Source organism: [Empedobacter] haloabium, from assembly GCA_008011715.2.
GTDB lineage: Bacteria > Pseudomonadota > Gammaproteobacteria > Burkholderiales > Burkholderiaceae_D > Rugamonas > Rugamonas haloabia.
In genome coordinates this window covers 3,173,886-3,188,400 of the sequence record CP136508.1, presented here as the reverse complement: position 1 = coordinate 3,188,400, position 14,515 = coordinate 3,173,886, and the positions used below count along the sequence as shown (strand labels likewise).

At 65.3% G+C, this 14,515-nt stretch carries 12 protein-coding genes; 5 read left to right on the top strand and 7 right to left on the bottom strand.

The features are described from left to right. The first annotated feature begins 5 nt into the window (after nt 1–5). The gene (locus tag E7V67_013945) at nt 6–1,211 is read left to right on the top strand and encodes a DNA topoisomerase IB (GenBank protein WUR16156.1); all 1,206 of its coding nucleotides are present in this window, start codon (nt 6–8) and stop codon (nt 1,209–1,211) included. A gap of 2 nt (nt 1,212–1,213) precedes the next feature. Here the strand turns inward: E7V67_013945 and E7V67_013940 are convergent, their stop codons facing one another. Then, a complete protein-coding gene (locus tag E7V67_013940) occupies nt 1,214–2,290 on the bottom strand; it encodes an alpha/beta hydrolase (GenBank protein ID WUR16155.1) in 1,077 nt (358 codons plus the stop codon). 134 nt (nt 2,291–2,424) lie between these two features. Between E7V67_013940 and E7V67_013935 the strand changes: the two genes are divergently transcribed. After that, nucleotides 2,425–2,787, top strand: coding sequence for a four-helix bundle copper-binding protein (locus E7V67_013935; protein ID WUR16154.1), 363 nt, complete (start codon nt 2,425–2,427; stop codon nt 2,785–2,787). A gap of 18 nt (nt 2,788–2,805) precedes the next feature. Here E7V67_013935 and E7V67_013930 read toward each other — a convergent pair whose 3' ends face one another. Continuing rightward, nucleotides 2,806–3,267: an Lrp/AsnC family transcriptional regulator gene (locus E7V67_013930; protein ID WUR16153.1), complete on the bottom strand. Its 462-nt coding sequence runs from the start codon at nt 3,265–3,267 to the stop codon at nt 2,806–2,808. 138 nt (nt 3,268–3,405) lie between these two features. Here E7V67_013930 and E7V67_013925 point away from each other — a divergent pair, with 138 nt between their 5' ends. The 3 genes from E7V67_013925 to E7V67_013915 all read left to right on the top strand — a co-directional run bounded on the left by E7V67_013925 (nt 3,406) and on the right by E7V67_013915 (nt 5,220). Next, the gene (locus tag E7V67_013925; protein ID WUR16152.1) at nt 3,406–3,657 is read left to right on the top strand and encodes a hypothetical protein; all 252 of its coding nucleotides are present in this window, start codon (nt 3,406–3,408) and stop codon (nt 3,655–3,657) included. Nucleotides 3,658–3,760: 103 nt separating this feature from the next. Further along, complete coding sequence (locus tag E7V67_013920) at nt 3,761–4,303, top strand: hypothetical protein (GenBank protein WUR16151.1); 543 nt, start codon at nt 3,761–3,763, stop codon at nt 4,301–4,303. Between the two features lie 2 nt (nt 4,304–4,305). After that, the gene (locus E7V67_013915; GenBank protein WUR16150.1) at nt 4,306–5,220 is read left to right on the top strand and encodes an NAD(P)/FAD-dependent oxidoreductase; all 915 of its coding nucleotides are present in this window, start codon (nt 4,306–4,308) and stop codon (nt 5,218–5,220) included. Nucleotides 5,221–5,384: 164 nt separating this feature from the next. On the opposite strand, the gene E7V67_013910 is transcribed toward E7V67_013915, so the two are convergent. The 5 genes from E7V67_013910 to E7V67_013890 all read right to left on the bottom strand — a co-directional run bounded on the left by E7V67_013910 (nt 5,385) and on the right by E7V67_013890 (nt 14,411). After that, a complete protein-coding gene (locus tag E7V67_013910) occupies nt 5,385–6,701 on the bottom strand; it encodes a glycosyltransferase (GenBank protein ID WUR16149.1) in 1,317 nt (438 codons plus the stop codon). 171 nt (nt 6,702–6,872) lie between these two features. Then, nucleotides 6,873–8,660 carry a glycoside hydrolase family 2 TIM barrel-domain containing protein gene (locus E7V67_013905; protein ID WUR16148.1) on the bottom strand — a complete coding sequence of 596 codons (1,788 nt, stop codon included), beginning with the start codon at nt 8,658–8,660 and terminating at the stop codon, nt 6,873–6,875. A gap of 50 nt (nt 8,661–8,710) precedes the next feature. Continuing rightward, nucleotides 8,711–9,805 carry a galactokinase gene (gene galK, locus E7V67_013900; protein WUR16147.1) on the bottom strand — a complete coding sequence of 365 codons (1,095 nt, stop codon included), beginning with the start codon at nt 9,803–9,805 and terminating at the stop codon, nt 8,711–8,713. 452 nt (nt 9,806–10,257) lie between these two features. Beyond that, nucleotides 10,258–11,556, bottom strand: a complete 1,299-nt coding sequence (locus tag E7V67_013895) for an NCS2 family permease (protein WUR16146.1) — start codon at nt 11,554–11,556, stop codon at nt 10,258–10,260. A 197-nt stretch (nt 11,557–11,753) separates the two neighbouring features. Beyond that, nucleotides 11,754–14,411 carry a heparinase II/III family protein gene (locus E7V67_013890; protein WUR16145.1) on the bottom strand — a complete coding sequence of 886 codons (2,658 nt, stop codon included), beginning with the start codon at nt 14,409–14,411 and terminating at the stop codon, nt 11,754–11,756. Between the last annotated feature and the right edge of the window lie 104 nt (nt 14,412–14,515).

Here is a 14,515-nt window from a genome sequence, read left to right as displayed (position 1 = left end):
AGACGATGAAACCCGAAGAAACCACGGCGCTGCCCAGCGCCATGCTGGCGGGCGATGCCCAGGCCGCCGCCCGCGCCGCCGGCCTGCGCTACGTGACCGACGCCCGGCCCGGCCTGTCCCGTGTGCCCAACGATGGCCCGGGCTTTCGCTACCTGGACGCGGACGGCAGGGTGATCGACGACGAGGCCACGCTGGGCCGCATCAAGTCGCTGGCGATTCCGCCGGCCTGGACGGACGTGTGGATCTGCGCCCAGGCCAACGGTCACCTGCAGGCGACGGGCCGGGATGCGCGCGGGCGCAAGCAGTACCGCTACCACCCGCGCTGGCGCAGCGTGCGCGACGAAGTCAAGTACGAGCGGATGATCGCCTTCGGCCGCGCGCTGCCGGGCATCCGCCGTGCCGTCGACGCGGCGCTGGGCCTGGCGGGACTGCCGCGTGAGAAGGTCCTGGCGACGATCGTCTACCTGCTGGAGGCGACGATGATGCGCATCGGTAACGAGGAATATGCGAAGGAGAACAAGTCGTTCGGCCTGACCACCTTGCGCAACCGCCACGTGCGGGTGGACGGCAAGGAGGTCGAGTTCCACTTCCGCGGCAAGAGCGGCGTCTGGCACGATGTCAAGGTGGCGGACCGGCGCCTGGCCCGCATCATCGGCCGCATGCGCGACCTGCCGGGGCAGGAGCTGTTCCAGTACGTGGACGACGACGGTGCGCGCCATTCGATCGATTCCAGCGACGTCAACGACTACCTGCGCACCATCACCGGAGAGGACTACACGGCCAAGGACTTCCGCACCTGGTCCGGCACCGTGCTGGCCGCGCTGGCCCTGCAGGAGTTCGAGAAATTCGACTCCGAGACCCAGGCCAAGAAGAACGTGGTGCGCGCCATCGAGTCGGTGGCGAAAAAACTGGGCAATACGCCCTCCGTCTGCCGCAAGTGCTATGTGCATCCGGCCGTGCTGGACGCCTACATGGATGGCGCCGAACTGGCCGCGCTGCGCACCCGTGCCGAGGAGGAGCTGACGCGCGACCTGCACGACCTGCAGCCGGAGGAGGCGGCCGTGCTGGCGCTGCTGCAGCAGCGCCTGGAGCGGGAGGCGGAACGGGCCGCAGGCAAGGGCAAGGGCAAGGCCGTGGCCAGCCCGGCCCGGGCCAGGACCGGCAGCCGCGCCCGCCCGGCGGCACGCAAGGTGGCCGCCGTGGCCGCCTGAGCTCAGTGCCGCGCGACGGCGCCCTCGGCGCCCGGCCGCGCAGCGAACGCCTTGACCAGGTCCTCGATCACGAATTTCTGTGCGTCCTCCGCTTTCGGCAGCGCGGCCTGCATGCCGAAGAATTCGTGCGTGACGCCGTCGAACTCGCGGTAGCGCACCGCCACGCCGTCCGCTTGCAGACGGTCGGCATAGGCTTTCGCTTCGCTGGCCAACGGGTCGATCTCGGCCGCCACCACCGTCGCCGGCGCCAGCCCCTTCAACGAACCCGCTTTCAGCGGCAGCGCGTAGGGGTTTTCCCGGTCCGCCGGCGCGCTCGCATAGTGTTGCAGGAACCACTGCATGGAAGCCTTGTCCAGCGGGCGGGCGTTGGCATTGCGCTGGTAGGACGGCGTACTCATGTCGTCGCCGACGACGGGGTAGATCAGCACCTGGTGCAGGGGTGCCTGGACCTTGCGGTCGCGTGCCATCAGCGCCACGACGGCAGCCAGGTTGCCGCCCGCGCCTTCCCCCGCGACGGCCACGCGCGTCGGGTCGCCGTTCAGGTCCTGCGCATGGGCGACGACCCAGCGCCAGGCGGCAAAGGCGTCGTCCGCCGCGGCCGGAAAGCGGTGCTCCGGCGCCTGGCGGTAGTCCACCGAGACGACGACGGCATGGGCGCCCTGCGCCAGCGCACGGATCGACGGCTCGTAGGCTTTGGTGTCGCCCAGCACGAAGCCGCCGCCGTGGAAATAGACCAGCACGGGGAACGGGCCCTTGCCGGGCGGGGCATACACGTGCAGCGGGACCGGGCCGGCGGGGCCGGGCGCGGAGCGGTGTTTCACGGCCAGCGCGGCGGCATTCGGCGGCGCCTTGCCATCGTCCCTCAGCACGCGCGCGACAGCGTCGGCAGCCGTGGCCTGGCGGCGCGCCTCGGCCGGTGTCAGGCCCGCCAGCGGCCGCACGTCCAGCGCCGCATAGGCGTCCAGGATCTTCTGCATGGGTGGCGCTGCCTTGGGCGGTTCCTTGCTGTCCAGTGCCTGGGCACCGGTGGCGGCCAGCATGGCCAGCGCGGTCACGGCCGCGCGCATGGTTCGTTGCATGGATTCCTCGCTGAGTAGTTGTCAGAAAATCATGCCCGGCAGGCACCGTCCCGTCTGTGCGCAAGGGCACCGTGGCGCCGCCTGCCGGTCTGCTTCGCTAAGCTGTGTGCTTCGATTCATGCGAAGGAGCTGTCATGCAAACCTGTGTGGAAGCCTGCCACGCCTGCGCCGACGCCTGCGACCGCTGCGCCGCCGCCTGCCTGCGCGAGGAAGATCCGAAAATGATGGCCGCCTGCATCGCCGGCGACATCGACTGCGCCGCCCTGTGCCGCACCGTGGCTGGCTTCCTGGCGCGCGGCAGCGCGCTGGCGAGCAGCCTGTGCGGCCTGTGCGCGGACGTGTGCGAAGCCTGCGCCGACGAGTGCGGCAAGCACGCGATGCAGCATTGCCAGGACTGCGCGGCCGCCTGTCGCCGCTGTGCCGTCGAATGCCGGCGCATGGCCAGCGGCGCCGGCGTCATCCAGCCGGGGCGGGCCAGCCATACGGCCGCCCACTGAGTTGCACCGGCTGGTTGTTCATGGCTCGACCGAGTGGGCGCGCTTCAGGCAGCGCAGCACGAACGTCGAGCGGCTATGGCGGATGCCGGGCAGTTTATAGAGCTTGCGGCGCAGGAACTCCTCATAGCCGGCCGTGCCCGCCACGGCGACCTTGATCAGGTAATCGTAGTCGCCAGTCAGCAGGTAGGCCTCCATGACCTCCGGCAGGCCGGCCAGCGCCTCGCCGAACTTGACCAGCATGTCGTCGTCGTGGCGCTCCAGCGTCACCTCGATGATCACGGTGTCCGGCAGGCCCAGCGCCTGCTGGTTGAGCAGTGCCGTGTAGCCCTCGATGACGCCGCGCTCCTCCAGCGCGCGCACCCGGTTCCAGCACGGCGTGGTCGACAGTCCGACCTCGTCCGCCAGCTTGGTGTTCGACAACCGTCCATCGCGCCGCAACGCGCGCAGGATGCGCCGGTCGATCTGATCCAGTTCTTCCATCGTTTTCCCCACTTGCAGATGATCCAGCGCGATATTTTACTTTATGCGGAAGAAAATTCTCGCAAGCCGGCGGATTGGTTGAATATTCAGACGCCTATTCCAGCCCCGCCGGGCTAACATTTCGATATGGAACTGCATATGAAGACATTCCGCCTGCGGGTGGAGCGGGACGTGGCCCTGGCCACGATGGAAACGGTGCTGTCGGTCGTACGGCGCGGCGGCCTGGCGCTGCACAGCCTGCACCTGGCACCGGGCCGCCACGGCGTCGACGTGCTGCTGCACGTGGGCGCGGACGAAGCCGAGCCACTGCAGCTGTGCCGCACGCGGCTGTGCAACCTGATCGGCATCCTGAAGATCCGCGAACTGCCGGCCGGTGCCGCCACGTCGTGACGGCGCGCCCCGTTCCGACCGCCCGGTGCGGCGCACTCCTACGGCCCCGGCGCCGGCAGCGTGACAAAATCGTCGTACCGATTTTCACGCAAGGAGGACAGCCATGAAACACGTCGCATTGCTGCTGGTGGCCACGATGGCCGCCACGACCGCCCAGGCCCAGCTGAGCCAGCCGGCCAACGGGCAGGTCAATACGCAGCTGAACAGCCAGCGCAACGGCCCGCTCAACGGGCAACTCGATACCGGCATCGGCAGCCAGGTCAACACGGGGGTCGGCGGCACGTTCGCCGGCAGCGTCGGCGCCACGGGCGTGGGCACGGCGCGCACGCCACTGGCGGGCACGCTGCCCACCAATGGGTCGCGGACTGGGGGTACCGTCGGCACGCCGGGCGTGACGGCGCCGCTGGGCACCATCGACAACCGTCCCCCGTCGCTCGGCAATATGAGCGCGACGGGAACGACCAGCATCACCAACACCAGCAGCGGCGCTTCGCTGTCGCAGGGCACGCTTGGCTCGTCGCAGCCGTTGAACAACGGCAGCTGGGGTCCGGGTACCAACGCCAACAACACGCTGGCGCCGGCACCGGCCGGGGGAACGGGTGGAACGCCGGGATCGAGCCCGGCCGGCGCTCCGACGGGCCGCTGACCGTGCCGCGCCGCTGCGAGGTGCTCGTCATCGGCGGCGGCCCCGGCGGGCTGACGGCCGCGATCTACCTGCGCCGTTTCCGCCGCGACGTGATCGTGGCGGACAAGGGTCACAGCCGCCTGTCGCTGGTTCCCGTCAGCCACAACTATCCGGGCTTCCCTGGCGGCGTGCCGGGAGGCGAACTGCTGGACCGGCTGCGCCAGCAGCTGTCCTGCTACGGCGGCGCCGTCGACAACCTGGAGGTCACCAGCCTGCGCAAGGATGGCGCCGTGTTCGTGGCCAGCCACGAGGGCGGCGAGATCCATACGCCCGTCGTGCTGCTGGCGACGGGCGTGGCGGACGCAGGGTTGCCGGTCGAGGACTGGCACGACGCGGTCGCTGCCGGCGCCGTGCGCCTGTGCCCCGTCTGCGATGGCTTCGACATCCTCGACAAGAAAGTGGCCGTGGTCTCGCAGCCGCACAACCGCACCGGCCACGCCCTGTTCATGCGCACCTTCTCCTGTGACGTGACCCTGTTCGAACGCGAGCCCCAGGCACCGCTGTCGGACCAGGAGGCGCGCAGCCTGCGCGAGGCGGGCGTGCGCTACATCGCTTCGCCGCTGAAAGGCGTGACCTTGACGGACGGCATGGCGCCGGTGCTGCACACGGAGGACGGCGAAGCATACCGCTTCGACGTGTTCTACCCCATGCTGGGCGAAAAAGCCCGCTCGGCCCTGGCGGCCGATATCGGCGCCGCCTGCGGCGAGTGCGACAAGCTGATCGTCGACGAGCACCAGCGCACCACCGTGCCGGGTTTGTACGCGGTCGGCGATGTGGTGGTGGGATTGAACCAGATCAGCGTGGCGACGGGGCAGGCGGCGATTGCCGCCACCGCCATCCACAACGCCTTGCCCTGGCAGTTTCGCTGCCAGGGTTGATCAAGCACCGGTGATACGCTGGGGTCTGTCCCTGGACAGGGACTGACCCCGAAGTTTGCCTGCCTGGTGGGAGCTTGCTGGCGAACCTCCTGTAGTGAACTTCAGGGTCAGTCCCCAAGGGGGACAGACCCTCGTCAGGCGCCTGCTGCCTGTCCCGTACTGACTCAAACGTCCAGCTTGATCACCGGCTTCACGCTGGAAGCCTGCATCTGCTTGCGCTCCGGTACGGCCTCGTCGCCCACCTGGTAGGCCGCCGCGGCGGCGCCGCCACCCACCATCACGCTGCCGACCTTCGGTGCGTTGCTGGCCGGGGTGCGCAGCGGATTGACGTTCGGGGCCTGCGTCTCCGCCACCGGCTCCGGCGTGGTCAGGCGGGCATACTTGCGCGACGGCGTGGTGCCGTCGATCAGTGCGCGCATGCGGCTGGCCGTGGTTTCCCACGACGTATTGGCCACGACCTTGCGCATTTTCTCGACCATCTGCACGGTTTGTTCCGGCGTTTGCGCCAGTGCGGCCTTGCAGTGCGCGATGAATTCTTCCGGCGTGTGGCCGATCGCCACCACATGGCTGTACGGCTGTTCGACGTCGCGGATGGCGGTGGAGACGATCGGCAGCTCGGCCGCCATGTATTCCAGAACCTTGGTCGGGCTGATGAACCTGGTCGCCTCGTTCAGCGCGAACGGCATCAGGCACACGTCCCAACCGGCCAGGAACTTCGGCAGCTCGTCATAGCTGCGCTGGCCCAGGTAATGCAGGTTCGGGCGCTGTGGCAGCTGGGCCGGATCGATCTTGACGACCGGGCCGACCAGCACCACGTGCCAGTCCGGGTTGGCATCGGCCACCTGGGCCACCAGGTCGGTGTCCAGGCGCTCGTCGATGACGCCATAGAAGCCCAGGCGCGGATGCGGAATGTCGGCCTGGTCCGGATGGCTGCCGGCGCGCTCCAGTGCGTGGGCGAAGTGCTGCGCGTCCACGGAAGACGAGAAGCAGTGCGCGTTGGCGTGGCGGGTGCGCTTGGCTTCGTACAGGCTCGGGCCGCCCGTGAACACCAGGTCGGCGATGTTGAGCAGCGCCGTCTCGCGCTGCAGCAGCTGGCGCGGCGGGTTCTTGAAGGCGGACAGTTCGTCCATGCAGTCGTACACCACGACGGAAGCGTGCAGCTGCGGCAGCAGCGGCAGGGCCATCGGCGTATAGAACCAGACGATCGGGTCTTCGTTCTCCGGCACCAGCTTGGCGATCATCGGCTGCAGCAGCGGAATCTGGTCGTCGTGGAAACCAGGTTGCTGCACCGGCGTGTGCGGCTGGCACACGGTGACGTTCGGCGCCACCTCGCGGGTGCGCATGAAGCTTTCGCCATCGTGATGGATGGGCTCTTCCACAAGCACGATCTTGTAATGTTTCGCCAGGCGGGTCAGCAGGTGCTGGGGACGCTGGAAGACGAAGTCCCAACGGAGGTGACAGAACACGATAATAGTCGACATGATTTCTCCCTTGCCCCAAATGGGTCGTTAGTTGTGGTAGTCAAAAACGCCGTGCCATGCAGAGGACCCCGATCATCTGCGGCGGCGCATCGCGCGGCGGGCCGCGTTCAGCGGTTGCCGCGCCGCCAGGCGCCGCCTGGCACGTCTTGCTGCAAGCCCTGGTGCGGGCTGTTATGCTGGCTCCGGCGGAGGCGGTACGACCAGCTGCACGCTGCGCGTGGCCGCGCTGATCTGTTCCAGCGGGATCTTCGGCGTCCGGTCCGCGTTCAGCAGGCCGTTCGCTTCCTGATACGTATCGGCAAACTGCGTGTAGCAGAAGCCGGAAAACATCTGCGTCTCGTTGACGACCTTCAGGAGCTCCGTGTAGTGCTTGTAGAAGCTCTCGGCCGTCGTGGCGCGCGAATAGCCCCAGGTGTCGATGTCCGGCGCCTTGGTATCGAAGGCGATGCCGCCGAACTCCGTCAGCACGATCGGCTGGCCGCGGTGCGGGAAGCCGTCCAGCGTCAGGATGCGGCCGCCCGGGCGGCGCTGGTCGAACAGCGTACGGGCCGGATCCGTCACCTCGTAGCGCGCCTTGATGCGCTGCGGATCGCTGTCGTAGTCGTGGATGCCCAGGATGTCCGTCGCCGACGCTTCCCAGCCGTCGTTGCCGATCACCGGCCGCGTGGAGTCCATCATCCGCGTCATGTGGTACAGCGCTTCCACCGCGTTGCGGTGCGCCTGCATCGACGTCAGGTTCGGCACGCCCCACGACTCGTTGAACGGCACCCACACGATCACGCACGGATGGCTGTAGTCCCGTTCGATCGCCTCCTGCCACTCCTTGATCAGGCGCGTCATCGAACGCGGGCTGAAGGAGTAGGCCGACGGCATTTCTTCCCATACCAGAAGGCCCAGCTTGTCGGCCCAGTACAGGTAGCGCGGGTCCTCGATCTTCTGGTGCTTGCGCACGCCGTTGAAGCCCATCGCCTTGGCCAGTTCCACGTCGCGCTTCAGGGCCGCGTCGTTCGGTGCCGTGATGCCGCTGTCCGGCCAGTAGCCCTGGTCCAGTACCAGCTTCAGCGGATACGGCCGGCCGTTCAACATGAAGCGGTCCCGGTTGATGGCCACGGACCGCAGCGCTGTATAGGATCGTACCGTTTCCAGCACTTTGCCGTCGCACCGCAGGGTGAGTTCCACATCGAGCAAGGTCGGCTTTTCCGGGCTCCACAACAGGTCGTTGCGCGAGTCGTCGATGCCCGGGTCCGAAATGGCGATCTTGCGGTTCGCTTCCTGGCCGATCAGCTTGTAGTCGTCGTCGGCCAGCAGGTGGTCGCCGTGCCACAGCTTGACTTCCACCGACAGGCCTTCGCGGCGCGCGCCGGCGGCCAGGATCTCGCAGCCGATCTCGAAGCCGTCGAAGTGCGGCGTCCAGCGCACCTGCTTGATGTACGTGGTCGGCACCTGTTCGACCCACACGGTCTGCCAGATGCCGGTGGTGCGCGGATACCAGATCGAGTGCGGCTCGAGCTGCCAGTCCTGCTTGCCGCGCGGCTTCTGCAGGTCGGCCGGATCATCCTCCGCGCGCAGCACGATGACCTGGCGCGCGCCATCCACCAGGGCGTCCGTGATGTCCACGCAGAACGAGGTGTGGCCGCCTTCGTGCGTCGTCACCAGGCGGTCGTTGACCCAGACCTTGGCCTGGTAGTCGACCGCGCCGAAGTGCAGGATGGTGCGGCCGCCGCTGCGTTCGAGGTCGAACGCCAGGCGGTACCACACCACGTAATGAAAGCCCATGTCGTGAATGCCGGAGAGCTTGGTCTCCGGGGCGTACGGCACGTTGATCTCGTGCGTCCATTCGATGCCCTCGTCGGGCCGGCAGTAACGCCGCTCGTCGTCGTAGGCGAACTGCCATTTGCCGTTCAGGTTCTGCCAGTTGTCGCGCACCAGCTGCGGTCTTGGATATTCGAAATCGCTCATTGTGTCCTCATGGATGGTTTTGCTTTTCGGGAGGCTCTGGTCATTGGTATTCATGGTGCCGGCGCGGGAATCAGCAAGGTCGCGGACGCCGCCGCGCCGCCGGCCCGGCGCATCCGTTCCACCACGCGGGTGCCGGCCTGGTGCGCCGTGCCCGCGCGGCACAGCGCCACGCATGCGCCGCCGAAGCCGGCACCGGTCAGGCGCGCGCCGAACACATCCGGATCGGTGCGCAGCGCCTCGGTCAGTTCGTCCAGCGCGGCGATCGACACCTGGTAGTCGTCGCGCAGGCTGTAGTGGGACAGGTTCATCAGCTCGCCGAAGCGGACCGCGTCCACGCCGCCGCGCGCTTCCAGCACCCGCAGGTTCTCGCTGACGACGTGGCGGGCGCGTTCCTTCAGCGGCGCCGGCAGCTTTTCCACGTGGGCCACGTCGTGCACGTCGCGCAGCGCCTGCACGCCCAGCAGCCTGGAAGCGGCTTCGCATTCGGCACGGCGCTCGTTGTACTTGCTTTCGGCCAGCTGGCGCGGCACGCCGGAATTGATCACGATGAGCTCGGCGCCGGCAGGCAGCGGCAGCACCTGGTGGTCCAGGGTGCGCGCGTCCAGGAACAGCATGTGCTCCTCGTCGGCCAGGCTGGAGGCCATCTGGTCCATGATGCCGCAGTTGACGCCGGCGTAGCGGATCTCCGCCTGCTGCGCGATCTGCGCCAGGGTGACCCCATCGAGTTCGGTCTTGAGCAGTGCGCGGACGGCGCGCAGCGTCGCCACTTCCAGTGCCGCGCTGGACGACAGCCCCGTGCCCAGCGCCAGATTGGAACGCACGTACATGCGCAGCGGCGGCACGGCGACCCCGCGCTGCTGCAGCAGGCGGATGCAGCCCTCCATGTAGCGGCCGAAGCCGTGCGGGGCGCTGTCGTCCTGCGCGAAGTCCACGGCCTGGTCCAGCGTGGCCGAGAACAGGTGGAACATGCCGTCGTCGCTGCGCGAGGCCATCACGTCGGTGCGCTGCGGCGTGGCCACGGGCAGCATGTAGCCGTCGTTGTAGTCGGTGTGCTCGCCCAGCAGGTTGACCCGGCCCGGCGCCCACACGTGGACTTCGGGCGGGCCGCGGAAGAATTCGGTCGGGGACAGCAAGCCAGCCATCATCGTTCCTCCAGCGTAACGCGGCCTGGCGGCGGCAGGCGCACGCCGCGCCGCGCAAGTGCGGTGCGGGCGCCATCGAAGGCCAGGTCGTGAAGGTGCATGTCGAGAGATCCAATCGCTAAAGAGTGTCGCGAGTGGAAATCTTAGCAATGAACGGCGCGCTGACTCTTCAATTCCGCGCAGCAAGTGTCAGCATTTTCGACTCGGCAGTTCGTAACTACTGGTTACATCGCCGGGGATTAAAGGGTTCCCAGTGGAGAGCTATAACCGGTGGTTAAACGGATGTAGGAAAAATACTACGGCAGCTTGCGTATCGGACTGACAGGCGATCGCGGTGGTTTGCACCGCCGCGCTGTCCACCGAGGCGATGGTGTGGCCACGCAGCAAGATTTAGGGAAGGCGGCCGTTACCGCCGGTACACGCCCGCTGGGCGCATACCGGCACGGCCGGGGCCGTCAGACGGCGAGGTAGATGTACTTGAACAGGAATACGGCGGCGATGATCCAGACGATGGGCTTGGCCTCGCGGGCACGCCCCGTCAAGAGCTTCAGCGCGGCATAGGTGATGAAGCCGAAAGCGATGCCATGCGCGATCGAATACGTGAACGGTATCATCAGCGCGGTGACGGCGGCCGGGATACTCTCGGTCGTTTCGCCCCATTCCACGTCGGCCAGGTCACGCAGCATCAGGCAGGCCACGAACAACAGCGCTGGTGCGGTGGCGTAGGCGGGCACGACGCCGGCCAGCGGCGCGATGAACAGGCAGGCGAGGAACAGCAGGGCGACCACGAGGGCCGTCAGGCCGGTGCGGCCGCCGGCCTGGACGCCAGCGGCGCTCTCGACGTAGGCGGTCGTGCTGGACGTGCCCAGCGCGGCGCCCGCGACGATGGCGGTGCTGTCGGCCAGCAGCGCCCGGTTCAGGCGTTCCATCTTGCCCTCGACCAGGAGGCCGGCGCGGTTGGCCACGCCCATCAGGGTGCCGGTGGCGTCGAACAGCTCGACCAGGAAGAACACCAGCACGATGTTGACGATGCCCGTCGCCATCGCCGAGCCGATGTCGAGCTGGCCCAGCGTGGGCGCCAGCGACGGCGGCGCCGAGACGATGCCGTGGAAGGTATTGCCGGCAAAGAAGAAGCTGAGGACCGTGACGACGATGATGGCGATCAGGATGGCGCCCCGCACCTTCATCCGGTCCAGGGTGACCACCAGCAGGAAGCCGATAATGGCCAGGATGGCACCGGGCTGGTGCAGGTCGCCCACGGCGACCATCGTGTCCTTGTTGGCCGCGACGATGCCGGCGCTCTTGAGCGCGATCAGCGCCAGGAACAGCCCGAGTCCCACGGTGATGGCGGTGCGCAGCGAGCGCGGGATGCCGTTGACGATCATCTCGCGCAGGCCGAACACGCTGACCAGCACGAACAGGCAGCCGGAAATGAAGACGGCGCCCAGCGCGACCGGCCAGGGCACGTGCATGCCGCCCACCACCGCATAGGCGAAATAGGCGTTCAGGCCCATGCCGGGCGCCATGCCGATCGGGTAGTTGGCATACAGGCCCATGATCGCGGTACCCAGCGCGGCGGCCAGGCAGGTGGCGACGAACACGCTGTCCTTCGGCATGCCGGCCTCGGCCAGGATGGTGGGATTGACGAAGATGATGTACGCCATCGTCAGGAAGGTCGTGACGCCGGCCACGACCTCCGTGCGCACATCCGTGCCCGCCTCCTTCAGCCCGAATAGTTTTTCCGCGATCGACACGATACGTTCCCCTGTGGTTCAAAGAGCGGAGGATACCACCGAGCTCGGCAGCGGGCCATGGCGGGTTGTGGCAATTGACAAGTGGATGGAAATACCGCCGCCTCTGTACTTGCGTAGCGGGCTTGGCACACGGCGGCGTGCTTTTGTCGGTCGGGCAGGTCGGGCCAGCTGCACAGCCGGCCCGACCCTTGCAGGCATCAGTTGGGGGAGAACTCCACTTTGCCGCGGTTGAAGGTGATCCATTGTGTGCCAACGGACGCCTTGATTTCGGCGCTACCGTTAAGCGTCACGTTCACCGCGGGGTTGCCGCCTTCCTCAATGACCGTCAAGGCATAAAACTCCTTGCTGCTACCGTCCTGGGTGAACCGCGTGTGCCACTGCTGCGTTTGCCAAGGCTGTTTCACGTACTTGGTGCTCATTGGCGCGGGTATCGAAACATAAGTCTTGCTGTTGTCGTCATACACTTGCGTTATAGATGAGACTTCCATCTTCGCCGAGCCGAAATATGTGAGCTTTGTCTCGATCGAGCCAGAGTTATCCCTTTTCGGCGTAGTGATCGTTAACCTGTTTTCTCCGATCACGGGAGCTTTGAGCGTATGGAAATTGAGCTCCCACGTTCTCGGCTCCTGGCTAACTGCGTAATCATAGACGAGTACCACGCCCTGGTTAGTGCCGCTGGCACCTTTCAAATATGCGACAGTGCGGATGGCGCTATCGAGCAACGGTCGCCAAGTCGTGGACGCTGCATCATAGAAGCGGTACGCTGCGGTGGCGTCTCCTGTGGCGATGCGCCAGCGATCGTTGCCGGTGCCAGCGTGGTAATTAACGATTTTTCCACTGGGTTCCGACGATTCATAAATTGTGCTATCAAACTTCCCGTCCTTGTAGTGCTGGGCTTGGCCGAAACCCGTCCGCTCGGATGCGGTACCGTAACCAAACGTCATCGTCAGCGCATTCTTCGACATGGTATGACGTGTCCATTTCCTGAAGTGCTCATCCTCCCATGCGCCGTAGAAGCCGCTGTTGATAAGCACATCTTCGCCCTGGGACACAAAAACGAAGGCATTATTGTCCGCCTCGGCATGGCTGGCTGCCCCTTGCGGGCTGGACCGGAAATACAGGCTGGTGCGATTGGGGTCAGTGGTCTTGGAATGGAACGCAACGTAGCCTGCGTCTTCGAACAGGAACGAATCCGGCACGGGATGTTCTTGGGTCGGTGCAGGCGCCACCGGCGCTGGCCCCGGACCGAACAGAAGGAAGCTGTACGGTGTCAATGCCATCCCCGTGGTGACAAAGGAGGGCAGCGTGCGCCAATACCATTCGTAGACCGGTTTCTGGGTCGCGTAGGCCAGCAGCCGGAAATCGGTGCCGCCATAATCTTGGAAGTGATCATTGATCTCAGCACCGTCGCCAAACGACCCCATCTGCTTATGCACTTGTGCCGTATTTACTTGCGCAGGCGGCGTCTGCGCGATGATATTCGAGCCGATGCCGCCGATCGGCGTGAAGTGTGTCAGGTCGGCGCCAGTAATCAATTTGACTGCCGCCAGAGTGCGGGCATTCTTTTCCATCGAATACCAGGCATAATTGCTGCCGTTACCGAATCCGCCGTCGGAATTGCCACCCCATGTGCCGACCGATGTCACGAGCGTGCGCCAGGATTTCGCCAGCAGGCTGGCGGCATCTTTCGCATCTCGCAGATCGCTGACAGTATCCTCCGGACGCACCAAATACATCAGCGCTTCGGTCACGTAGTGCGTCGCGCTGATAACGTGGCTGTTGAACGGCGAGGTTTGCAGCGCTTTAAAACCAGCTTTTTGTCCTGCGCCTTCAATGGCAAGATTGATCCGCTCCATCGCGAGTGCCCGGATATCATCCAACTCTTGATCCGACAGCCTGTACTCCGCGTCCAATCCTTTTACTTCCGGCGATTGGAATATGTCCCAGCCCAGTGCAAGTGCAAGGAAAGCTTCACGATTTGCCTGATCGTTGTTGCCTTGATGGGTGGGCGCTGTTGCGTCGTGTGCCCATCCGGCCAGCGAAACAAGGCGCGATTTGCACTTCTTCAGAAAAGTTAGCGCCGACTCCTGTTCTCCAGTTGAATTCCTCATCAAGAAATACAGGTGGCCCAGCGTTTCGATGGCCTGACGCTCGTTGCCCACACCTTGGGCAAGAACAGAGGAAGTGTGCTCCGGTGTCGGTATATACTTTTCGCCGAGTGCCCACATCGCCCGCTTGGTAGCAACATAGGCAGCCGTTAATTCACTCTTTCGAGCGCCGCCCCTGATTTGGTTGTTCAGAAGATCATAAATTTGGCCATTGGACGTACGCTTGACCGCGCGAGGGTGCGCGCGCATCTTCGCCTTAGTGACGATCTCGTCCTCGGTTGGCACGGCATACGGCTTATCGTTAACCATTACCTTTTCGACAGTGAATTGCCGCGGCGCCGACTTGTAGATTCTGTTCCAAGCCGTATAAGACACTGTCCAGCGATACACCGCATTTGGATCGTCCGTGTAGCTTGTCAGGTGCACATCTGGAGGTAGTATGAGCCGCGAATCCTCAGTCGTCGCGGTGTATATGACGGTATCGGACGCGTCGCGCAATTCAAATGTTGCAGTCTGGCGGTCTGTCGGCAGGTACTTTTTTCTTGTCCAAGCGAACACAGGATTGCTGACCGTGACAACGGCGCAATGGCGCGGAATCGCGAAATCGAGCCACGTATTATCTGTCTGCCCCAGCGCATAGGGATTGCAAAGTGGCTGGTCCGGCCGCTGGATGTAATCGCCAGTCAGTATGTCTGCATGCGCCGGATCGACACATAACAGTGCCGCAACAGGCCATAGATATTTCATGGGGAACCTCCTGGGTGTGAGATTTGGATACATTTTCACCTTTTCGCCGCCTGCCGAGGCACTGACGGCCAAACCGGGAATATTAGCAGTAATTTAACTTTTCC